The following is a 23,327-nucleotide window of genomic DNA, read 5'->3' on the forward strand; positions in this document are numbered from 1 at the left end:
AAATAAAATCCTCTATAAAACCTATTTTTCTTGGCAAGAAAGACATACTATGGTGCTTTTGTGGTGATAGCAATTGTATCCTTTATCATTGTTGACACTGCCGCTAGGGATCGTTCTGGGAATCTGAAATTATCGAGAAGTAGATGGAAACCGGATACCACCATTACTCCTCAAACCAAAATCGATACTACCGGGAAAAAAGATACCTTGAAATACCCCCTTCAAGACAGACGTGGCCCCAAAATAACGGATCAGGGGTCAGGGAATGCTATTGATCTCAAGGACCCTTCCAATATCAACAAATCTGTAGAATACGATCCGGTTACCAAACAATACACCGTTACCGAAAAAATCGGTAACCAGTATTACCGTAACCCTACCTACATGAACTTCGATGAGTTCTATAAACTGCAATCCAAACAAAGTGAACAGGACTACTGGCAGAAAAGAGCCAGCGCACTCGGTAACCTGAACCAGCGCGCCAATGGCCCCGTTCTGTATAATGGCAACAACCTGTTCGACCGTATCTTCGGCGGCAGCAAGGTGGATATCCGCCCCCAGGGTAGCCTGGACCTCACTTTCGGATACCAGGGCCAGAATATCAAAAACCCCGTGCTGGTAGAACAGGCCAGGAAAAACGGCGGGTTCAATTTTGATATGGGTATCAACATGAACGTAGTAGGTAAGATCGGGGATAAACTGAAACTCATTACTAACTATAATACCCAGTCGCAGTTCGATTTTGAAAACCAGGTAAAACTGGAGTACACCGGCTATAACGATGAGATTATCAAGAAAATTGAAGCCGGTAATGTAAGCTTTCCCCTGCGCAGTACCCTCATATCGGGTATCCAGTCGCTCTTCGGGGTGAAAACCCAGCTGCAGTTCGGCCGCTTAACCGTTACCAGTGTACTCTCCAACCAGAAGTCGCAGAAACAAAACCTCATGCTCAAAGGCGGCACCCAGGTACAGGACTATAACCTGAGGGCCGACGAATATGAAGATAACCGCCACTTCCTGCTGGCACAGTACTTCCGCAATAATTTCAACAGCGCCATGTCCAACCTGCCGGTGATCAAGTCACTGGTAAATATCACCAGGCTGGAAGTATGGGTAACCAATAAAACCGGCGCTACCACCCAAACCCGCGATATCGTTGGTTTGATGGACCTGGCAGAACAGGACCCTTATAATAAGGACGATATCAAGGTACTTACCAGTTCCAAGCTGCCGGACAGAGGAACCAACGACCTCTATTCAAAACTGATCAGTGATCCGGCCAGCCGTAACACCGGAACAGTGGTGAGCCGCCTGCTCAATATCGGCCTGCAGCCGGTATCAGAATTTGAAAAAACATTTGCCCGTAAACTCGATTCCACCGAATACATCTATAACAGACAACTGGGCTTCATCTCCCTTAACCAACAGTTACAACCGGATGAAGTACTGGCCGTAGCTTATCAGTATACCTATAACGGAAGGGTATACCAGGTGGGTGAGTTTTCACAGGATGTTCCCCCGGATCAGAACAACAGTGCCAACCAGCCCGTTCTGTTCCTCAAATTGCTCAAAGCTACTTCGGCCCGCCCTACCCTCCCGGTGTGGGACCTGATGATGAAAAATATTTACGCCACCGGCGCCTTCCAGGTAAATAAGGAAGACTTCCGCATGGATGTATACTATAAAGATCCCGGTGCGGAAGGCCGCCCTCCCAGCGATAAACGGTATATCCCCGATGCAAAAGGCGACTACGCCGGCGCACCTATCATTACCATTCTTAACCTCGACCGTCTCAACAACCAGCTGGATCCACAGCCGGATGGCGTGTTCGATTACGTGGAAGGCTATACGATCAATTCCCTGACGGGTAAAATCATGTTCCCGGTATTGGAACCATTTGCCGACGGACTGAAAAAAGCCTTTAATGGCGACGTCACCCTGGAAAAGCAATACCTCTATAACGTATTATATGACTCCATCAAAGTAGTGGCCCAACAGTTCCCGCAGCTGAACCGGTATGTGATCAGGGGGTCCTATAAATCGGCCAGCAGTTCGGAAATCAACCTCGGCTCCGGTACCACCATCCCCCCGGGATCAGTGGTAGTAACCGCCGGTGGCCAGCAACTCCGCGAAAATGTGGATTATATTATTGATTATAACCTCGGCCGTCTGAAAATCATCAACGGAGGCGTACTTAACTCCGGCGTACCTATCAACGTGCAGTTTGAAAATAATTCCCTCTTCGGGCAACAGGTCCGGAACTATTTTGGTACCCGCCTGGATTATCTTGTAAATGATAAGCTAAGTATTGGTGGTACAGTGGTGCGCATGAGCGAAAGACCCTATTACCAAAAGGTGAACTATGGGGAAGATCCCATTAAAAACACGATGGTAGGTTTGGATGCAAATTACGCTTCCGAATGGAAAGGACTTAACCGCTTCCTCGATAAACTGCCCAACTACAACAGCACTTCTCCTTCCAGTATCCTGTTCACCGGTGAGGTAGCCCGCTTGTTCCCGGGCCACAGTAAACTGGTAAATGAACCCGGCAGCAAAAAAGGTACTGCTTATATCGATGACTTCGAAGGGGTGAAAAGTGGTTATGATCTGAAGTTCCCTGCTACCAGCTGGGCGCTCGCCTCTACGCCAAAAGGCGCTACAGATGCCAACGGCAAGGTGATGTTCCCGGAAGCAGAATTGAATAATATACTGGATTACGGAAAAAACAGGGCAAAACTGTCCTGGTATATCATTGAACCTACCCTCCAGTTACCAAAGTCCCCCAACCTGCCTGCGGGTATTTCTGTAGATGATCAGTCGGACCCACGGGTAAGGCTGGTATACCAGAAAGAAGTATTCAAAAACAGGTCTACCGATTTCGGACAAAGCCAGTTAAGCACACTCGATCTGGCCTACTATCCCACGGAAAGAGGTCCTTATAACTTTACCAATACCCCCATTGCGATGGACAATAACGGCCACCTGGCACGGCCACAGGGTAAATGGGGTGGTATTATGAGAGCCATTGACAACAGTGATTTCGAAACAGCCAATATAGAATACATCGAATTCTGGATCCAGGATCCCTTTATCAAACAGCCTAACAGCACCGGTGGTTCCCTGTATTTCAACCTCGGTAACGTATCGGAAGATATTCTCAAAGACTCTAAGAAATTCTTTGAAAACGGAATGCCCGATCCCCGCCAGGATCCGAATAAGATCGATTCTTCCAAATGGGGCCGCGTACCTAAGTTCCAGCAGCAGATCACCCAGGCTTTTGATAACGATCCCAATATCCGCAACTACCAGGATGTGGGTTACGATGGTTTGAAATCGCAGGATGAAGGCGCTTTCTTTAAAGGATACATGGATACGCTGCGACAGAATTTTGGCGGCAGCCCGGTATATAACCGCGCCGTACAGGATCCTGCCAACGATGATTACAAGCATTACCGCGATCCGGTATATAATGGTCTTCCCATCCTGCAGCGGTATAAAAACTACAGCAACCCGGAAGGCAACTCCCCGGTGTCTGATCCTAAATCACAGTTCTCATCTGCCGCTACCAATATTCCTGAATCAGAAGATCTGAACAGGGATAATACCATGAATGAAACAGAGGAATACTTCCAGTATAGGGTAGACCTGAAGCCGAATATGGCAGTAGGCTCCAACTTTATTGTGGATAAGATAGAGGCAGATGTAACATTACCCAATAACCAGAAAACAACGGAAACCTGGTACCAGTTTAAAGTACCGCTGAACCAGTACAACGCGAAAGTAGGCAGCATACCGGATTTTAAATCTATCCGTTTCATGCGTATGTTCCTTACTAACTTCAACGATTCTGTTGTGGTACGTTTTGGTAAACTGGAGCTGGTGCGCAACCAATGGCGCCGTTATCTCTACGAACTGCGTCCCGGTGATCCTATTCCGCTGGATAATACTACTACCTTTAATTCTTCTGCAGTAAATATTGAAGAAAACTCTTCCCGCACACCTATACCATATGTGTTACCACCGGGAGTAATAAGACAAAACACGATCAGCACTAATAACACCACCCTCCAGTTGAATGAACAATCATTGTCCGTTCAGCTGTGTAACCTGCAGGATGGTGAAATACGCGCCATGTACAAAACGCTGAATATGGATCTGCGCCAGTACAAAAGGCTGCAGATGTTTATCCATGCGGAAGCAGTAGGTGCTGCAACTGCGTTGAAAGACGGACAGATACAAGCCGTTATCCGTATTGGTAGCGATTTTGTAAGCAACTATTATGAATACCGTATTCCGTTGAAAGTAACGGATTGGAACGGACCTAAAACAGCGCTCGACATCTGGCCGGAACGTAATAACCTCGACCTGCTGATGTCGCAGCTCAGCACCCTGAAGCAGCAACGCAACATGTGCGATTCCTGTTCGCCGCTGCTGCCTTACCCGGCCAACCCCGTAGCCGATCAGTATGGAAACTTCATGACGGTAATCGGTAACCCCAGCCTTGGAGATGCCCGTACCATGATGATCGGTATCCAGAACCCGAAAGATGATGGTTTGCCCCGCTGCGCGGAAGTATGGCTGGATGAACTGCGTCTTACCGATTTTGATGAAAAAGGCGGATACGCTGCACTGGCAAGGGTAGATGTACAGCTGTCTGATCTGGGATCAATTTCTGTTTCCGGTAATATGCACACCGCCGGCTTTGGAAATATTGACCAGCGTGTAAATGAGCGGTTCAGGGATAACTTCCTGCAATACGACGCCGCAGCCAACCTCGATCTGGGTAAGCTGCTGCCAAAGAAAGCCGGTATCTCTATTCCTGTGTATGCCGGCTACTCACAGTCGGCCAGCAACCCGGAATATGATCCGTACGACCTGGATATAAAACTGAAAGATAAAATTGCCCTGGCCAGAAGCAGGCGGGAGAAAGATTCCATCCGCCGTGATGCACAGGACTTTACTTCTATCAAAAGTCTCAACTTCACCAACGTCCGGAAACTCAACCTGGGCGGCGGTGGAAAACGACACCTCTGGGATGTGGAAAACTTTGATATCAGTTATTCCTTCTCCCAGATCATGCGGCATAACCCCATCATCGAAAATGATGTGCTCACCAAACACAGGGGAGGACTGGGATATAACTATGCCGGGCAGCCCCATTACCTGGAGCCGTTTAAGAAACTGATCAAGAGTAAAACACACTGGCTCGACCTGATACGTGATTTCAATATTAACTATGTACCTTCTATCCTGAGCTTCAGGGCAGATATTTCCAGGCAGTTTGGCGTTACCCGGGTACGTAATGTAGGCGGCGACGTGCAATATAAACTCCCGGAAACCTATAATAAATACTTTACGTTCGACCGGTACTACACTGTTAAGTGGGATCTTACCCGTAGTATCAACTTTGAATTCAATGCGGTAAATAACGCACGCATCGATGAACCCAACGGACGTATCAACAGCTCAGCGAAGAAAGATACCGTGCGCAGTAACTTCTTCAAAGGCGGACGTAATACCAACTACATGCACAACGCCAACTTCACGTACACATTGCCTACGTCGAAGTTCCCCGCACTCAGCTGGACCAACATCGCCTTTGGTTACAGCACGGAATACCGGTGGACAGGCGCTTCCCAGTTGGCATTGTACCTCGGTAACGCGATTGAAAACTCCCAGCAGAAAACACTGACAGCAGAATTCAAATTCACCGAACTCTATAACAAGTCGAAATTCCTGCGGGAGGTAAATGCCAGGAAACCACAGAATAACAACAACCAGAATAATAACAATAACAACAAAAACAACGGCAACCAACAGTCCAACCAGAACCAGACAGCTTCTTCTGATGAAATTTCACCGTGGGTGAAAGGACTGCTGAAACCATTGATGATGTTGAAACGGATCGGGTTTAACTACAACGAAAACGCCGGTACCCGTTTGCCTGGTTATATCGACAGTACCAAAATTATTGGTATGAACTGGGCCACTATGGCGCCGGGACTGAACTTCGTGTTTGGTTACCAGCCCGACCGGAAATGGCTCGACAAATTTGCGGAGAAAGGACTCATTACGCCGGATACCATGTTTAATATCCAGGCGCAACAACAGTTCACACAAAGGTGGGACTTACAGGCCCAGCTGGAACCGATTAACGATCTGCGCATTGATCTGACCATGACGAAGTCGTTTACCAAAACACATACGGAACTGTTCAAAAATCTCACAGATCCAACAAACTTCCAGCACCTGAGTCCATACGATGCCGGCGGTTTTGAAATTACTTACATCGCTATCAAAACAATGTTTGGTAAAATCAATACCTCGGATGGTATTTCACAAACCTTCCGCAATTTTGAATCGTACCGTAATGCTATTTCAAAACGACTGGGCGCCGCCAATCCATACAATAAAGATCCGGGCGTACCCGCCACCGATCCTAAAGATCCTGCGTATGCATACGGTTATACACGGTATGCGCAGGACGTGCTGATACCGGCCTTCCTGGCGGCATATACCGGCGCGGATCCGGATAAGGTGTCATTGCTGAAACAAGGCAACGATAATGTGAAGAGCAATCCTTTCAGCAATTATATTCCAAAACCAAACTGGAGTCTCACCTACAACGGTTTAACCAAGTTGGAACCATTCCGTTCCTTCCTCACGAATTTCACCATCAGGCACGCTTACACCGGTACGCTGAGCATGAACTCCTATAATACTTCCATGTATTTTGAAGATCCGCGGCTCACCGGGTTCCCGGCGTTCAGGGATACCATATCGGGAAATTACTACCCTTATTTCCTGGTGCCTAACCTCACGCTTACAGAGTCGTTCTCCCCGTTACTGGGTGTGGACCTGACTTTTGTGAACAGCCTGAATGCAAGGGTGGAATTCAGAAAGAGTCGCTCCCTCAGTTTGAGCCTCATCGATTACCAGCTCACGGAAGTGCGCTCCAGCGAAATTATCATTGGGGCCGGCTACAGGGTGAGAGGTGTTCAAATGCCGTTCTCCTTTAGCAGAAACGGCGGCAAAAAACTGCAAAACGATATGAACTTCCGGCTGGATCTGAGCTTCCGGGATGATAAAACGGCCAATAACCGCCTGGACGCCGATCTGTCTATTCCTACCAGCGGCCAGAAAGTAGTGGGAATTTCCCCTTCTATCGATTATGTGGTGAATAACCGCCTGAACTTACGCTTCTTCTACGACCGGCGACAAACCATACCGGTTATCTCCACCGCTTACCCGATAACCAGCACCAGCGGCGGTATTACTTTCCGGTTTGTATTATCGCAGTAGGTAATAAAAATATATAATGGATTTATAGTTAGATGGACAACGGCATAAACTGTCCCGTTTATCTAACTATAAATCCGTTTTTTCTTAACAGGGGAATGGTAATTATTTACTAGGTTTGCGGCGTGAAAGGGCTTGGCATCATATGCATATTTCTGGGACTGCTGTTACAAAACTTCAGCAGGAGCGTGGTTTTTGTACAGTTTAAAGTAAACCAGTCCTACATTGCCAGCGTTCTCTGTGAAAATAAGAACAAGCCCCAGATGCACTGTAACGGCCGCTGTCATCTCAAAAAAGAACTCGACCGGGATGCCCAACAGGATAAAAATAATAATAACGGGAAAGATAAATATGAGGTGATGTTCATTGAAACATTACAAACCTTTCATACCACTCCACCCGTTAACCTGTCCGTATTCAACGCTTATTATAAGGCTCCCTGCCTCGATACACTTTCCCCCTCCATCTTCCATCCACCGCAGTTGGCGTTAGTCTGAACCTGAAACTTATACTACCTGACTAACCCTGTTCGCCACCGGCGAACAGTTAATGACATATACATACATGAAACAATGTTGTTTACTCCTCATTGCTTGTATGGCTGTTGGTAACAGCTATGCACAGCAGATACATGGGCGCGTGGCAGATGCACAAACAAAAGAAGCCCTGCCGGGTGTGAACGTAAGACTATTGCATGCCGCCAACGGATGCAATACCAATGCACAGGGGAAATACGAATTAACAGCTGCTGCGGCAGACTCTATAGAAATATCCTACGTAGGATATGTACCCATGCAGTTACCTGCTGAAACAGCCGCTAACATGCCGGTGATCTACCTGCGCCAAAGCACTACCAGCCTGAATGAAATCATTGTATCCTCTTCGCGCGATAAGCAGCAGCGCTCGGAAGCGCCGGTGGCTATCAGCACCATTTCGGCCCAAACATTAAGTGAAACCAAAGCCACCACGCTGGATAAAGTGCTGAATAAAGTGAGTGGCGTATACATGGTAGACCTGGGCAACGAACAGCATACGATGGCAATCCGTCAGCCTATCGGTTATAAAAGCCTGTTCCTTTACCTGGAAGATGGGATTCCTATCAGAACTATCGGCGACTTTAATCACAACGCGCTCATTGAAATCAATATGGCCGCATTGAAAACAGTAGAAGTGATCCGTGGTCCGGCGTCTTCCCTGTATGGAAGCGAAGCAGTAGGTGGTGCGGTTAATTTTATCACCGCATCACCAACGCTGGTGCCTACCGCCAGGATTCAACTGGAAGGCAGCAACTGGGGATATAAACGAACCGACTTCAGTGTATCCAATACCGTGAAAAAAATGGGTTTTGCGGTGAGTGGTTACTATGCCAATCAAACCAATGGCTATATGGATCACAGCGATTTTCATAAACTGGCGCTCACCGCAAAAGTGGATTACCAGATCAATGAAAAGAATAAATGGACCAATGCCGCTACACTCATTAATTATAAAACAGATCAAACCGGTGGCCTGGACAGCGCCCACTTCTTCGCAAAAGATTACCGCAGCTTTCAAACATTTACCTACCGGGAAGTAAAAGCATTACGCGTGCGCAGCACGCTGGAGCATGAATGGGATAACAGCAACCATACTACTTTCACCGCCTTCTTCCGTAATAATACTATCGGGCAAAATCCCTTTTATGCGATCAAGGATATAAGAGGCACCCTAAAAGCAAACGGACAAATCAACAGCGACGGCTTTAACAGTTATGGTATAATTGCGCAACACAAAAAACAATTCAGCTGGAAACAGGCCGCGCTCATTGCCGGTGTGAGCGCCGATTACAGTCCAGCTACCTACGTGGCCAATTATATTGATATTACGAAAGATGCTGCCGGTTATTATACCAGCTACCGGAACACAGATTCCCTGCTTACGGATTATCGCGTAGGATTACTCAACAGTGCCGTATATACACAATTTGAATTTTCACCGCTGCCGGAAATGAGGGTGGTAGCCGCTTTGCGCTACGATCGGATGGATTATAATTTTGAAAATCATCTCACCCCTTCTGCTTATACCGGCGCACCCAGCGAGCGGAATAATTTTAATGCACTTACACCCAAGCTGGGCCTCACGTACAATCTCGGTAAAAACCGTGGACTGTATGCAAATTACAGTGTAGGTTTTGCGCCTCCCAATATTTCAGAATTGTATACAGGCGTGAAAGTGCCGGTGCTGAAATCAGCTACGTATCAGAACTATGAAGCCGGCGGTTGGTTTGCGTTTGCACAACAAAAAGGTTATGCTGATCTGAGTATTTACCGCATGAATGGCAGCAACGAAATTATCAGTGTAAGAAATGCGGATGGTGTGTATGAAAACCGGAATACCGGCGCTACTACACACCACGGGGTAGAGTGGAACGTAAAGTACACGCCGCTACGCAGCCTGTTGATCCGTACCAGTGGTACTTACGCGGAACATATTTTTAAAGCTTATGCAGATGGTAGTAAAGTGTATAACAACAACCAGATGAGCGGTGCTCCCAAATGGATCACGAATACAGAAGTTACCTGGAAACCGGCGCTGTTAAATGGTTTCAGGCTGGGCGCCGAATGGCAGCATATCAGTAAATATTATATGGACCCTGCCAATACTTCTTTGTATAACGGGTATAACCTGTTTAATGCCAGGGCAGGATATGCTTATAAAGGATTTGAGTGCTGGCTGAACTGCATGAATATAGGCGATCAGTTGTATGCCACTACTGCAGAAAAATCTGCCTATGGCAAAACCTACAGGGTAGGCCCGCGTCAGACTTTCAACTTAGGCGTGGCGTATACATTTACCGGTAAAAAATAAACAGATGAAGCAAGCAGTAGTATGGATAGCAATGATGATGGGAGTTGCCGCGTGCCAGCCGCGTACCTTACAACCAGGTAAGGCAGTAGTGGTATCGCATGCAGGAAAAGATGCATCCTGTCCTTTTATTACAAAGGATGCTGATGGCCGTCCGGTGATCAGCTGGGTGGAAACAAACAATAATGCAGATACCGGTTTGATGTATTATTCGGTATCTAACGATAATGGGTATACGTTTTCTGAACCGGTGGTTATTCCTGCTTCTGCGGGCGTATATCCGCATGATGAAAATTTACCTAAGCTGTTGTTTAAACCCGGTGGTACCGTGATTGCGCTCTTTGGTGTGGAAGCCAATGATCCGCGGAATAAGTATGCAGGCAAGGTAATGTATACACAGTCGTTCGATGATGGTAAAACGTGGCAACCTGCTCTGCCGCTGGTAACGGATACCGCCGGGTACGACCAGCGGTATTTTGATATGGCCTTATTGCCGGGAGGAGAGGCGGCTGCTATCTGGCTGGACAACCGGAAGGATACTAACGCAGAAGGATCTACGCTTTACTTCGCCACCACCGCCGGGCGTAATGGTTTTCAACATGCCATCCCTGTGGCTTCCACCATTTGCCAGTGCTGCCGCACAAAAATGTATGTCGCAGAAAATGGCAGTATTCACCTGGCCTACCGCGATATCATCAACGACTCTATCCGTGATATGGTACACCAGGTATCTGCAGATGGGGGCCGTACCTTTTCTGCTCCCGTGCGTATCAGTGCAGATAACTGGGTGGTAAATGGCTGCCCGCATACGGGACCAACGCTTACCGCCAACAGCACCGGTTTGCACTTTGCCTGGTTTACAATGGGTGGCGGACAAGGCGCTTTCTATTGCCGTTCTGTTGATAACGGCAACACCTATACGCAAAAGGAGTCGCTGAGTAAGTCGCCTATGGCAAAGCATCCGCAAATGGCTACCATAGCAGATCACATCATGATTGTGTGGGATGAACCGGTAAAGTGGAAGGGCGATTTCAACAGCAGGATCGGCTTTCAGTATAAAGCAGCAGATGGTAAAACGATGGAGGCAGGTGTTCTTACTGCGGACAGCACTTATGCTAATTTCCCGGTGATCAGCGGAGTAAAGGATAATAAAACGTTGGTAGCTTATAAAAGAAGGGCAGGCAATAAGAGTGAAGTAGTGGTAAGCCTGTTAAGTATGCCATAAAATAATTTTGGGATTTAGCTGTTTGTTTCCCGGAATCAATAAAAGGAAATCAAATAACTAAATCCCAAAATTCAAAAACTTGTTTCAGCTGTAACCCAGGGAGAAGCCCTTTTGTCCGGCCCAATCTTTACGCGATGCCCAACGGCCATAATTGCCTTTCCGGGAGTTACCGAAATAGAAGCGCCAGCCTTCTTTCCACCGGGGATAGTACAGACGCAGCAAATACATAGTCATAAATGTAAGCATAGGGATATGGTTTCATGTTTAGGATAGTCTTAGTTCTGACAGCATTGGCATAGATTTTCTGCGAAACGGTACAGGAAATATATAAATGTTTCCAAATATAAAGACTATCATCCAGCAATGAAATCACATCTATGTGTTATTTTTTATCTATGTAATATGCGTTGGCCTGTTGTAAAGGCGTCATTACCAGGTCGTTGATGCAAACATGCGGTGGAAGCGATGTGCAGTAGTATACTACGTCTGCTACATCCTGGGCGGTTAAAGGAATAAATCCTTTGTACACTTCTTTCGCTTTATCTTCATCTCCTTTAAATCTCACCATCGAAAATTCGGTTTCAGCGGCGCCGGGATGAATGGCGGTTACCTTTATGCGGTAAGGCAGCAAATCAATACGCATACCCTGGGAAATGGCATCTACCGCCGCTTTGGTGGCACAATACACATTGCCTTTGGCATATACCAGCTTGGCGGCAGTGGAACCGATATTGATAATATGGCCCATCGTGCGGGAGCGCATCCATGGAATAACGGTGCGCGACACATAGAGGAGTCCTTTTACATTGGTGTCTATCATGGCATCCCAATCGTCCGTGCTGCCTTCGTCGATGGTGCTTAAACCGGCCGCAAGCCCGGCATTGTTCACGAGGATATCAATTTTGCGCCAATCTTCCGGAATAGTGCCTAAAACGGCTTTTACTTCTTCCTCTTTTCTTACATCAAAATTCAATGCCAGTACATTGATGCCAAATTCCTGCGTTAACTGGGTTTGCAATGCTTCGAGCCTTTCTTTCCGGCGACCGGTAATAATCACATCATAACCTTTGCCGGCGTAAGTAATAGCGCATGCCTGACCAAAGCCGGCCGTTGCACCAGTGATAAGAACAATTCCCATGAGTGGTTATTTTTTTATGCAATTTACTAAGGATCAGCGGACCAGCGTCACAGTTCCTTTTTTAAGGATCTCTTTTCCATTGAAATCTGTACCCTGCAGTATCCAGATATAGGTATCTACAGGCGCCGGCATCCCTTTGAAGGTACCGTCCCAGCCAACGCGGAAATTTGTGGAGGAGTAAATTTCCGTTCCCCACCGGTTGAAGATCCGGAAGAAGGTATAGGTAGTAATGCCCACAGGAATAAACCGGAAGTAATCGTTCAGCCCATCGCCATTGGGTGAAAACGCGTTGGGGATGTACATGTCGGGGCCGGTGTAATATTTTACATGTACCGAGTCGAAGCCAAAGCAGCCCTGCTGATTGGATACGCGCAGCGCAAAGGAGATATCCTTGTTATAGGTTAACACCGGCTGCGCAATGTTGGGGTTATCAAGTCCGTCGGCCGGCGACCAGGAATAAAACTCCCCGCCGCTGCCCTGCATCACCATTTGCTGTCCTTTGGCCAGGATGGTATCGTTGCCTGCAAACGGATTTACCTCGTAAATCCTGATGTTTTTGCTTACAGTTTTTACGCACTGTTTATCCGTCAGCAACGTCAGTGAAATCGTATATACGTCACCTTTAGGAAAAGTATATCTCATAGATCGTTGTGAACCAGGTGTAACCACACTGTCGAGCAACCCCAGATCCCAGACGTGCCCGGTAATATTTCCATACAGATAGGAAGACGTATCGTTGAACTGAACGGGATCACCTTTGCAGTACCCGGTGGTGGTGAAACCTGCCGTTAACCCGGGATAGTTAAATATTTCCCCTTCGGTGCTATCGGTGCAGGCCAGCCCGGGGTTAACCACCATCTTTACTTTGTATACACCGGTGTCCGGATACTGGTGATAGAACATTGTTTTGGTATCGGTGAGGGTATCGGTACCATCACCAAAGGTCCAGTAATAGGTAGATGTATAACCGGCTACGCTGGAATTGGTAATAGGAACGTGTAAAGAAGGGTCTTCTGTACAGTTATTCAGCACCGGTGGAAAAATGGCGGTGATTTTTGTCTGGCAGTTAAATACGGTCAGTAAAATATCCTTGCTGTGGGTACCCAGGAACTGTTTGGTTACCGGGTCATATTCATTTACGCATACCGTTACTACATACTTTCCCTGCAGGTTGGGTGTACAGGTAATCAACCCTTTGGAAGAAATGGATATCCCCGGGTTACCGCCCATCGGGTTATTGCCTGAATAAGGTGGGATATAGCTTACGGTTGCATTATAGGGCGGCGGTGTGGTGGAGTTGCTTTCATTGGCGCTGGAGCCGTCTGTTAATGCGCTGCAAAGGTTATAGGTCAGGCTGTCGCCGTCTTCATCATAGGCAGCGTAATCCAGGCTAAACGGCATGGCATTGCAGATGACAATAGCAGTATCCCGGTCGAAGTACGCGCTGTTATTATTGGGCCTCGATTCTATTCCCGGTATCACGGTATAATAGGTAGATCCTTCGTGTTCAGAATCATAGATATTACTCAGTTTTTCGCCCCGGCAGCAGCGTTGGGAGGAAACATAATATCCTCCAACAACGGGTGGCAGTTCGATGGTAGCGGTATAAAAAGCCACTTCAAGGTGTTGGGCCTGCGGAGCAAGACAAGGGTTTTTCAGGGTATCTATCAGCGGACGGGTAAAAGCAATGTAGAGATAAACGGAGGATAAAACTTTGGAACCATTGGAAGTAAACACGTTAGCAGTAACGGGGTTCTCAAATCTGTCAATACAACCTTGACGGTCGCCACAGGTAAAATCTGCGTCGCGGTATAACTTGAGAGTGATGAGATAACGGTAGCGGGAGTTATCCTCAGTCATTCCTAATGTTTTATAAAAAATTTCGCCACCAATGATATGATATCCAGCCGCAAAAACAGGGAACAAACAGCAGCTCAATATCAGTAAAACTGCTCTCTTCATGATGGGGGATACTGCTCTCTGAATTTAACAAAAAAAGAGCATATACGGTTCAATCCGGCCAACTTTATCTTACAAGTGTGACGGTCCCCTTACGTTGAACTGTATTATTGTTAATATCTTTTCCCTGAACTACCCAAACATAGGTACCTACTGCAGCAATACTGCCGTTAACAGTTCCATCCCATCCCTTGAGATACGCCGTACTGGAGAACATTAGCTTACCCCAGCGATCAAACACCCGGAAGAATTCCATCTGCACAATGCCCACCGGCAACGGACGGAATACATCATTTAAGCCATCCCCGTTGGGTGAGAATGCGTTAGGTATATAAATATCCGGTCCTTTGATAAAGCGTACAAAAATGTTGTCGGTACCGGAACAACCTTCCTGCGTATAGGCGGTAACGGTATATGTGATATCACGGTTATATGTAGTTACCGGGTTATAAATATTGCGGCTGTTTAATCCATCCGGCGGAGTCCAGGTATATCGTACGCCCCCGGTAGCATTCAGCTGGAATGGCGTGTTCAGCATAATAATGGTATCGTTGCCTGCAAAGGCATTTACCTTAGGCACCACTTTTACTAATGCGGTGGCAGTAACGGGTTTAGGACAACCCAGTGTATCCGTTACCGTTACTGTAAACAGGGTAGTGTCCGGGGGATGGGCCAGTGTAACTGCTGATGTGGATTTATCCACATAGTAGGCCGGCGCCCACTTGTAGTAAGCGCCTCCGGTAGCGCGCAGCGTAAGCGGAATACCAAAGCAAACAGTGGTATCAGGAGCAGCAGTAGCCCTCGGTGGATCCACCACTTTGAGTGTAACGGTATCGGCTGAACGACATTTGCCCAGCGCTACCTGGATCTCATAACTTTGTTTGGGTGGAGTGGGTGTTACATACGCATCCGCCAGTAATGATACTACCTGGTTGCGGTCCAGGTCCGTCCAGCGGTAGGTATACGTTCCATCTGTAACCGATGGCAAATGAACCTCATCACTGGTACAAACGGTGCTGTCGGAAATCGTTTTCACCCGGATGGTATCTCTCACATCTACCTTTACATCTTTAAAATTGGTACAACCCTGTGTATCCGTAAACGTTACCTTGTAAACAGACGACTTCGGCGGAAATACAATGGCATTGGGCGTATTGGGATTCAGGATAAAATAATTATCCGGCGTCCAGGAATAAGAACCGGGAAGTGTACTGCCTGCACGCATCTGCAAACTGTCTTTCGCACAAAGTAACGTATCGTTGGTAGCAGTGAATGGCGGCTTATCATAAATCACCAGCGGCTGTGTAATGGTCTGCTCACATCCTTTTACATTGCGGGCATACAGCTTTACATTATAAGTGCCGGGTGTGGTATAGGTATAAGGCGGGTTCGCTAAATTGGAAGTATCCCCGTTGCCAAAATCCCATTTGTAATAAGCAATGCCACCGGCATCTGACCGGGTGGGAGCAGAATTGAATTTTGTTTCTTTATTCACACAAGCGCCTGCAGTGGTAAATGCCGGCTTGAATACCGGGTACGCATATACGATAGCAATGGCGCTGTCGCCGCAATTGCTCGCTTTATCTACATAAAGTTTTACGGTATAGGTACCTTGTTGTGCATAGGTATGCTGAATAGGATTGGCAGTATTGGTATCCAATGTGGTGCCATCTCCAAAGTCCCAGTGATAGGGCTTTCCGAGCGTACTGTTATTGGTGAAGGTGATGGTTAAGCTGCTGCAGTCTGCATATTTTTCGGGCATGGCAGCGGTGGCCTGTTTCACGCAGGAGGTGATGTTGATATGAAAGTCTTTCCGCAATGTTCCGATCTTTTGTCCTTTGCGGAATTCATTTACACACACTGTTACCACATACTTACCTGCCGCGGGCGCCACACCGGAAATAATACCGGTATGCGGATCTATGGTAACGGTAGATCCCAGCGGACTGCTGCCACTGAATGGCGATACATAGCTGGCGAAGCTGTACGGCGGTGCGTCCGCCGCAGGCGGAACATTTCCTTCACTGGTTTTGCCGCCTTTATAAGCGTCGCAGAACTCATAGCTGAGAGAATCTGCATCCGGGTCTGTAGCAGAAAAATCGTAGGTGAATTTTTTGTCTGCACAAACAAGGGTGGCTTCTTCTTTATTAAAAACCGGGCTTGAATTATTGGTAGCGCCGGAGTTGCTGCCGGGAATATCGGCATAGTAAGTTGCGCCCGTGCCGAGGTCGCCGGGACGGCCGCCTGGAATAGGTTCTGCCACTATATTTTCCATGTACGGATCACGGCAGCAGCTCTGGAAAGCAATGGTATAACCGGCGGCATTCACCGGAATGGTAATCGTAGTGGTGTAAGTTCCTATCTGGTAACAGATCACTGGTGGGTTAACGATACACGGATCTATCTTCGCAAGATTTTTTACTTCAAAGTTGGTACGCGTGATCTGGTATTGGGCTATCTGCCGGTAAGTGCTCCTGTCAAAAGAAGAAAGTATAACAGCGGTGGGCATTTTGGCAATCCGCTCCCCATCGCCGCAAATGCGGTATAATTTCAGTGTGATGGAATATTGAAGGTTATTCCCACTCTGCCCGAGATACTTATAATATACCTGTCCGCCTATGATATGACTGGCCTGCGCCATCAGGGCGCACACCATGCATAGCAGGATGACAAGAAGTTTTTTCACAACAGGTGTTTTTTAGATTATAGTTGACAAAATGCTATAAACTGTTCCAATATCACATTGCTCTCTTCCGCTATTTCCCACATGCCCATGTGGCCCACGTTTTCAAAAATATGTATACTGCTGACCGGGGGTAAAGTTATCTGAGGTAGCACGTTATCCAGCGGCACTGCATTATCATCTTTCCCGATCATAAATAACACCGGCGCACGGAGGGTTTTCAATACTCCTGTCCGGTCCGGTCTCACTGCCATTGCTTCGTAATACGCTACCAGGGCGGGAAGCTGGCATTCCATGCCCAGTTTTACATAGGCGTCTATTAATTCGTTGTGTTTACTTTTGGTAGCAGGACTAAACATATTCGGCAATGTTTGCCGTAAAAATGTTTCTGCTCCGTATTGTTCCATCATCCGGATGGATTTGCGTCTTCCTTCTTTTTTCTCTTCACTGTCTGCTTTCGCGGTAGAATGAAAGAGGCCGAGTCCTTTCAACAGCGCCGGATACTTTTCCGCCAGCGCCAGTGCAATGTAGCCACCCATAGAGTGACCGATAATAACTGCTTCACTGATGTTTTCTGCTAACAGGATGGCATATACGTACTCCGCCATAGATTCAATGGTAAGTGGAGTAGTAAGCGGCGATAATGCGGTTCCGGGTAAATCAGGGATAATAATCCGGTAATGCTCTTTTAGTCGCGTTGTTTGGTTGTCCCAAAGCGTGGCATTTTCTGAAAAACCGTGTATAAGCACTATCGTTGCACCTTTGCCTTCGTCAAGCCAGGTGATGTTTCCGTTATTGATTGATTTCCGCATGTCTTAAGCCGGGAATAAATCGTGAAATAAAAGCATGTACCACTAACAAGATACAAAATATTAGTGCTGCTTTGGAAACCAGGTCACCATTTTTTACATAGAACGTAATACCTGCCTCCGGTGTTACAGTTGCTTTAAAAACAGCTTCTTTCCAATAGGGCTGCGGCTGATGGACGTTCCCCGACGGGTCTATCACGGCCGATATACCGGTATTGGCACACCGGGCTATCCAGCGCCGGGTTTCAATGGCGCGGATCCGGGCATACTGTAAATGCTGCCGGTGTCCTTCGGTGTTTCCCCACCATCCGTCGTTGGTTATAATGACTAATAAATTAGCACCGGGTTTAATATGGGTGGCCATGTAATTGCTAAACACAGATTCATAACAGATTACAGGAAATACGTTGATGCTGTCCTGCGGATTGGTGAACATTTCCACACCCGGCATCCTGCCATAACTACCTGAGATACCGCCAAAATCCAGCGCAACGCTCTGCATAAACGATAAATAACCTACATAGGGCACCAGTTCGGCGCCGGGCACCAGCTCATATTTGTGATACACCTGGATATTGCGGGATGTATCTACCTGTATGGCGCTATTGTAGGCATCCCAACGGGTGCCGTCATTCATGGTCCGGGCGGTATTGGGTATTTCATCGATAGTAGTGTAGCGTTTCATGGTAGCTGCACCGCTGATGAGCTTTGCCTTCGGGTATTTACGCAGCATTTCACGGACAGCGATAATTTCCGGCTGATAGTTCAGCTCATGTTCCCATGCTCCCTGTGGGAACAATGCCGTTTCCGGCCATATAATATAACGGGTATTGCTATCCGCTTTTTCTTCAGTGAGATGTAAAAATTTGCCAAGTTGCTCCATCGCCGATCCGGCGCTGAACTTTTCATCATAGGGATCTATATTCGGCTGCACAATCACGATCTCTGTTTTCCGGGCAGGGTTATCTGCCGGTGCAGATATAAAGGCAGAAATAATCAGCGGTAACCCAATCACCAGCAGGGGCTTCCAGCTTTCTCCCAACAGGATCTGTTTCCAGGTAAAATCGTATAGGCGGGCCCGTTTCCATACATTGTAAATAACAACGTTGGCTAACAACACCCAGAAAGTACCTCCGCTGGTACCGGTATACTCATACCACTGGATCCATCCCGGCCGCAGCGCAAAGGCATGGCCAAGCACCAGCCACGGCCAGCTGAATTCCCAGGTCTGATGAATGTATTCAAACGTTAACCAATATACGATCAAGGCAAAATAAGACACTGACTCCGGCAATTTCCGCTTCGTATTTTTGAAACCCAGCCAGGGAATACTCATCAGCAGGGCGTTGAAGCAATTGGCAAAAACACCGCTCAGCGGAAGGGTGGTATTGCCCACCCACCAGGTGGATGCTACGTTCCAAACGAGGAAAGCCAGGAAAAGAAGACCAAAATATTTCCAGCGGTGCTGCACCTTATCGCTGATATACAATAAGGGCGTAAAGGCGATGAAAATAAGCGGGGTAAGCGGCAGGGTAGGCCAGGCAAGCCAGCAAATCAAACCACTCAATATACTCAGCAACAGGTAAGGCTTCTTCATTTAAGCATTGCGGATTATGAATTACGAATTACGACGAAGATAAGCGCGGAATTACTGAAAACAAAAACGCCCGGTACTTTCATACCAGGCGTTTGTATTTAAAGTGTTGCTTATCTGCTGTAGTTAGGTGCTTCCTTTGTGATCACCACATCATGCGGGTGGTTTTCCTTTACGGTAGCAGCCGTAATTTTTACAAACTGCGCTCCCTGTAATGCTTTGATATCTTTGGAACCGGTAAGACCCATACCAGCCCTTAAACCGCCTACAAATTGCTGTACTATTTCAGACAACATGCCTTTGTATGGAACACGGCCTACGATACCTTCCGGTACCAGTTTCTTGATATCATCTTCATCCTGGAAGTAACGGTCTTTACTACCTTCCTGCATGGCTTCGATAGAACCCATACCTCGGTAAGATTTGAATTTACGTCCTTCGTAAATGATCGTTTCCCCGGGGCTTTCTTCCACTCCTGCAAAAATAGATCCTGCCATGATGGTAGAAGCGCCAGCGGCAAGGGCTTTCACCATGTCGCCGGTATAACGGATACCACCATCTGCAATTACCGGGATACCCAGTTTCTTCAATGCATCAGCGGCTTCCATTACAGCGGAAAGTTGCGGGAAACCTGCTCCTGTAACGATACGGGTAGTACAGATAGAACCAGGTCCTACACCTACTTTTACTGCATCGGCTCCTGCCTGTGCCAGTGCCAGTGCGCCTTCTGCGGTAGCTACGTTACCTGCAATCACCTGCAGTTTAGGGAATGTCTTCTTTAATTTCTTCAGGTTGTTCAATACGGCAATAGAATGACCGTGGGAGCTATCCAGGCAAACCACATCCACACCTACATTGATCAAAGCCTGTGCGCGTTCCAGCAAATCGGCAGTAATACCTAATGCTGCACCCACCAGTAAACGGCCAAATTCGTCTTTTACTGCATTGGGGTAGCTGGTCAGCTGAAGGATGTCACGGTAAGTGATCAGTCCTGCCAGTTTGCCCTGCTTGTTAACAACCGGTAATTTTTCGATTTTATATTGCTGGAGAATTTTTTCTGCCTTTTTCAGGTCAGTGCCTTCCGGAGCAGTGATCAGGTTTTCGCTGGTCATTACTTCTTTTACAAGGCGTTTTTTATTTTTTTCAAACCGTAAGTCCCTGTTTGTCAGGATGCCTACTAGTTTGTTGTGGTCATCAATGATGGGAATACCGCCGATACCGTTTTCTTTCATCAGTCGCAGCGCTTCTCCGATGGTAGCATCCACCTTCAGTGTAACGGGATCAATGATCATTCCGCTTTCGCTGCGCTTTACACGTCTTACCATTTCGGCTTGCCGTTCTATGCTCATGTTCTTGTGGAGAATACCTATTCCACCTTCCCTCGCCAGCGCAATCGCCAGCGTTGCTTCTGTAACAGTATCCATCGCTGCAGATACCATTGGTATATTCAGACGTATGTTTTTTGTTAATTGCGTAGAGAGATTTACTTCTTTAGGCAGAACTTCAGAGTAGGCCGGTACCAGGAGCACATCATCGAATGTAAGTCCGTCAGCTACAAATTTGGGTTTAGATTTTCCCGCAGGCATGATGCAACTATTAATCAGTTAAAAAATAATTGCACGCAAATGTACACCTAATTACCCAATAAATAAAATAATCACTCGCCACCGGGCCCGCCCGGTTGTTAATAAATCATTAACAAACCAGCTCGTAAAGCTGTCCGGGTAAGCTTCTGAGCACACTTTGCATTTCCAGGTTGAACACGGCGGTGGCTACCTGGCTCCCGGATAAACGGGTTTGCAGGTACAATTCTTCGAGGTGCCGCTGCGATTTTTCCCGGAAAAGCGACATAATCAGCTGTTCGTCCTCGCTTAGCTCCGGAAATAACCCGGGCTGTACCACCGGAGCCTTGCCGGCAGCGGTTTTCTCCTGCCAGCCCATGAGTGCCAGCACATCTTCCGGGCCTGTGAGCAGGGCGGCTTTGTTTTGTTTGATCAGGTAGTTACAGCCGGCAGACTGGGGATCATGAAGCCTGCCGGGAATACAAAACACATCACGGTTGTAGCCATTGGCCAGATCCGCTGTAATCAGCGATCCGCCGCGCATCCCGCTTTCTATCACTATAGTGGCGTCGCAGATCCCGGCCACGATCCGGTTCCGCTTGGGGAAGTTTTGCCGGTCGGGCATGGTTTGGCTCGGGAAGTCGGTGAGTAGCCCGCCCTGCTCCAGCATTTGCACCGCCACCTGTTTATGTGCCGGCGGATAGATCCGGTCCAGCCCGTGTGCCAGCACCCCGATAGTAGGTATTTGGGCTTTTAAGGCCGTTTTATGGGCAATGATGTCAATACCATAGGCCAAACCACTCACAATAGTAATCCCCGCCTCAGAGAGTCCTTTAACCAATGTTTCGCAAACGCTCTTTCCGTAGGCGGAAGGATGCCGCGTACCCACAATATTGATCATCCGCATGGCATTCAGCGAAGCGTTGCCTTTGTAATACAACATCGCCGGATTGTCGTAGCAATGAAGCAATCGCTGCGGATACGCCGGGTCTGTACAAAACAATGGCTGTATCCTGTACTTCTCCATAAAACCGATTTCATTTTCTATCTCCGCAAAATCACGGAAATTACGGATAGCGGCGGCCCTGATGGCGCCTACCGTTTCAATTCTTTCCAGCTCCTGTTTCCGCGCGTTGAAAATATTACCGGCGCTGCCGAAATGCTCCAGCAGTTTTTTTACAATTACATCGCCGATCAGGGGAATACGGGTTAATGCCAGTTGATACATGAGTTCCTGGGGCATAACAAACAATATTTCCGCATAATTTACAATTTTCCCGCGGCACTTTTTCTGCGCAGCATGAATTATTTTTGCAGCTACCAACGGATATTTTTATGAAGATGAAATGGATACTGACAGGCGTAATGGCAGCAGGATTATTTGCCTGTAAAACTACCCGGCCCGTAGCAGAAAAGAACACCGGATCGCAACTGATTCCCGGTGGACCGGCATGGGCCGCACTATGGCAGCAACAGTCCGGCGAATACAAGGCATTGTGCCTGCAGGCATACCAACTGGCTGCGCTCCGCCTCGATCAATACCTCGCCGCCAAAGGCAGCAAACCACTGGCAATAGTTACAGACATCGACGAAACCGTACTGGATAACAGCCCCTACTCTGTGCACCAGGCATTAGCAGGTAAAACCTACGATGATAAAAGCTGGATGGAATGGACCGCCAAAGTCGCCGCAGACACCGTTCCCGGCGCACCTTCCTTTTTTAAGTATGCAGCCTCCAAAGGCGTAAAAGTATTTTATATCACCAACAGGGCCGAAAGCGAAAGGGCCGTTACTTTGCAAAACCTGCAGCGCTACCAGTTCCCCGATGCGGATGATCAGCACCTGCTGCTGAAAACCACTACCTCCGGCAAAGAACCCCGCCGGCAACAGGTATTGCAGCAGTATGAAATTGTAATGCTGTTTGGCGATAACCTCGGCGACTTCTCCGCCACGTTCGACAAAAAACCTTTTGAAGAAAGAAATACAGCAGTGTTACAGGCAACGCCCAACTTCGGCAGCCGGTATATTGTATTGCCCAATCCGATGTATGGCGACTGGGAAGGAGCGTTATACAACTTCCAGTATAAATTAACCACGCAGCAAAAAGATTCTATTCTGCAAAGCAGGTTGCGCAACTACTAATATGCAGGGGGATCAGCGCGTAGGTTGTCTTTTTCAGGATTAAACTGATTAGACTGATTTAGAGATTTGATC

General features: G+C 47.5%; 13 protein-coding genes. 5 read left to right on the plus strand and 8 right to left on the minus strand.

Annotation, left to right across the window (positions count from 1 at the left end):
- The first annotated feature begins 30 nt into the window (after nucleotides 1-30).
- From sprA to PV783_RS07415, 4 genes are all read left to right on the plus strand, one after another.
- A complete protein-coding gene (gene sprA / locus PV783_RS07400) occupies nucleotides 31-7,302 on the plus strand; it encodes a cell surface protein SprA (RefSeq protein ID WP_420987545.1) in 7,272 nt (2,423 codons plus the stop codon).
- Nucleotides 7,303-7,487: 185 nt separating this feature from the next.
- A complete protein-coding gene (locus tag PV783_RS07405; RefSeq protein WP_420987546.1) occupies nucleotides 7,488-7,796 on the plus strand; it encodes a hypothetical protein in 309 nt (102 codons plus the stop codon).
- A 67-nt stretch (nucleotides 7,797-7,863) separates the two neighbouring features.
- Nucleotides 7,864-10,146: a TonB-dependent receptor gene (locus tag PV783_RS07410; RefSeq protein WP_420987547.1), complete on the plus strand. Its 2,283-nt coding sequence runs from the start codon at nucleotides 7,864-7,866 to the stop codon at nucleotides 10,144-10,146.
- Nucleotides 10,147-10,150: 4 nt separating this feature from the next.
- Nucleotides 10,151-11,368 (plus strand): sialidase family protein, encoded by a 1,218-nt coding sequence (locus PV783_RS07415; RefSeq protein WP_420987548.1) that lies wholly within the window; start codon nucleotides 10,151-10,153, stop codon nucleotides 11,366-11,368.
- 84 nt (nucleotides 11,369-11,452) lie between these two features.
- Here PV783_RS07415 and PV783_RS07420 read toward each other — a convergent pair whose 3' ends face one another.
- The 8 genes from PV783_RS07420 to dprA form a co-directional block, all read right to left on the minus strand.
- Nucleotides 11,453-11,614, minus strand: coding sequence for a hypothetical protein (locus PV783_RS07420; RefSeq protein ID WP_159454266.1), 162 nt, complete (start codon nucleotides 11,612-11,614; stop codon nucleotides 11,453-11,455).
- Nucleotides 11,615-11,750: 136 nt separating this feature from the next.
- Nucleotides 11,751-12,506 (minus strand): SDR family NAD(P)-dependent oxidoreductase, encoded by a 756-nt coding sequence (locus PV783_RS07425; RefSeq protein WP_079469360.1) that lies wholly within the window; start codon nucleotides 12,504-12,506, stop codon nucleotides 11,751-11,753.
- Between the two features lie 33 nt (nucleotides 12,507-12,539).
- Nucleotides 12,540-14,366, minus strand: a complete 1,827-nt coding sequence (locus PV783_RS07430) for a gliding motility-associated C-terminal domain-containing protein (RefSeq protein ID WP_420987549.1) — start codon at nucleotides 14,364-14,366, stop codon at nucleotides 12,540-12,542.
- A 166-nt stretch (nucleotides 14,367-14,532) separates the two neighbouring features.
- Complete coding sequence (locus PV783_RS07435) at nucleotides 14,533-17,151, minus strand: PKD domain-containing protein (RefSeq protein ID WP_420987550.1); 2,619 nt, start codon at nucleotides 17,149-17,151, stop codon at nucleotides 14,533-14,535.
- A 17-nt stretch (nucleotides 17,152-17,168) separates the two neighbouring features.
- Nucleotides 17,169-17,960 carry an alpha/beta fold hydrolase gene (locus tag PV783_RS07440; RefSeq protein WP_111576711.1) on the minus strand — a complete coding sequence of 264 codons (792 nt, stop codon included), beginning with the start codon at nucleotides 17,958-17,960 and terminating at the stop codon, nucleotides 17,169-17,171.
- The gene (gene lnt, locus PV783_RS07445) at nucleotides 17,941-19,554 is read right to left on the minus strand and encodes an apolipoprotein N-acyltransferase (RefSeq protein ID WP_420987551.1); all 1,614 of its coding nucleotides are present in this window, start codon (nucleotides 19,552-19,554) and stop codon (nucleotides 17,941-17,943) included. Before lnt ends, PV783_RS07440 begins: the two co-directional genes overlap by 20 nt.
- A 110-nt stretch (nucleotides 19,555-19,664) precedes the next feature.
- Nucleotides 19,665-21,137, minus strand: a complete 1,473-nt coding sequence (guaB, locus tag PV783_RS07450) for an IMP dehydrogenase (protein WP_079469355.1) — start codon at nucleotides 21,135-21,137, stop codon at nucleotides 19,665-19,667.
- Nucleotides 21,138-21,246: 109 nt separating this feature from the next.
- Nucleotides 21,247-22,356 (minus strand): DNA-processing protein DprA, encoded by a 1,110-nt coding sequence (gene dprA, locus PV783_RS07455; RefSeq protein WP_420987552.1) that lies wholly within the window; start codon nucleotides 22,354-22,356, stop codon nucleotides 21,247-21,249.
- A 98-nt stretch (nucleotides 22,357-22,454) separates the two neighbouring features.
- On the opposite strand from dprA, the gene PV783_RS07460 reads away from it, so the two are divergent.
- Nucleotides 22,455-23,255, plus strand: coding sequence for a 5'-nucleotidase, lipoprotein e(P4) family (locus PV783_RS07460; protein ID WP_420987553.1), 801 nt, complete (start codon nucleotides 22,455-22,457; stop codon nucleotides 23,253-23,255).
- The last annotated feature ends 72 nt before the right edge of the window (nucleotides 23,256-23,327 follow it).

The organism is Chitinophaga sp. CC14 (genome assembly GCF_048957795.1).
GTDB lineage: Bacteria > Bacteroidota > Bacteroidia > Chitinophagales > Chitinophagaceae > Chitinophaga > Chitinophaga ginsengisegetis.

What these genes read in the sequence shown, in the direction of transcription:
- PV783_RS07425 (WP_079469360.1), bottom strand. Translation starts at nt 12,506, where the DNA reads ATGGGAATTGTTCTTATCACTGGTGCAACGGCCGGCTTTGGTCAGGCA.
- PV783_RS07420 (WP_159454266.1), bottom strand. Translation starts at nt 11,614, where the DNA reads ATGCTTACATTTATGACTATGTATTTGCTGCGTCTGTACTATCCCCGG.
- PV783_RS07415 (WP_420987548.1), top strand. Translation starts at nt 10,151, where the DNA reads ATGAAGCAAGCAGTAGTATGGATAGCAATGATGATGGGAGTTGCCGCG.
- guaB (WP_079469355.1), bottom strand. Translation starts at nt 21,137, where the DNA reads ATGCCTGCGGGAAAATCTAAACCCAAATTTGTAGCTGACGGACTTACA.
- PV783_RS07410 (WP_420987547.1), top strand. Translation starts at nt 7,864, where the DNA reads ATGAAACAATGTTGTTTACTCCTCATTGCTTGTATGGCTGTTGGTAAC.
- PV783_RS07460 (WP_420987553.1), top strand. Translation starts at nt 22,455, where the DNA reads ATGAAATGGATACTGACAGGCGTAATGGCAGCAGGATTATTTGCCTGT.
- lnt (WP_420987551.1), bottom strand. Translation starts at nt 19,554, where the DNA reads ATGAAGAAGCCTTACCTGTTGCTGAGTATATTGAGTGGTTTGATTTGC.
- PV783_RS07440 (WP_111576711.1), bottom strand. Translation starts at nt 17,960, where the DNA reads ATGCGGAAATCAATCAATAACGGAAACATCACCTGGCTTGACGAAGGC.
- dprA (WP_420987552.1), bottom strand. Translation starts at nt 22,356, where the DNA reads ATGCCCCAGGAACTCATGTATCAACTGGCATTAACCCGTATTCCCCTG.
- PV783_RS07430 (WP_420987549.1), bottom strand. Translation starts at nt 14,366, where the DNA reads ATGACTGAGGATAACTCCCGCTACCGTTATCTCATCACTCTCAAGTTA.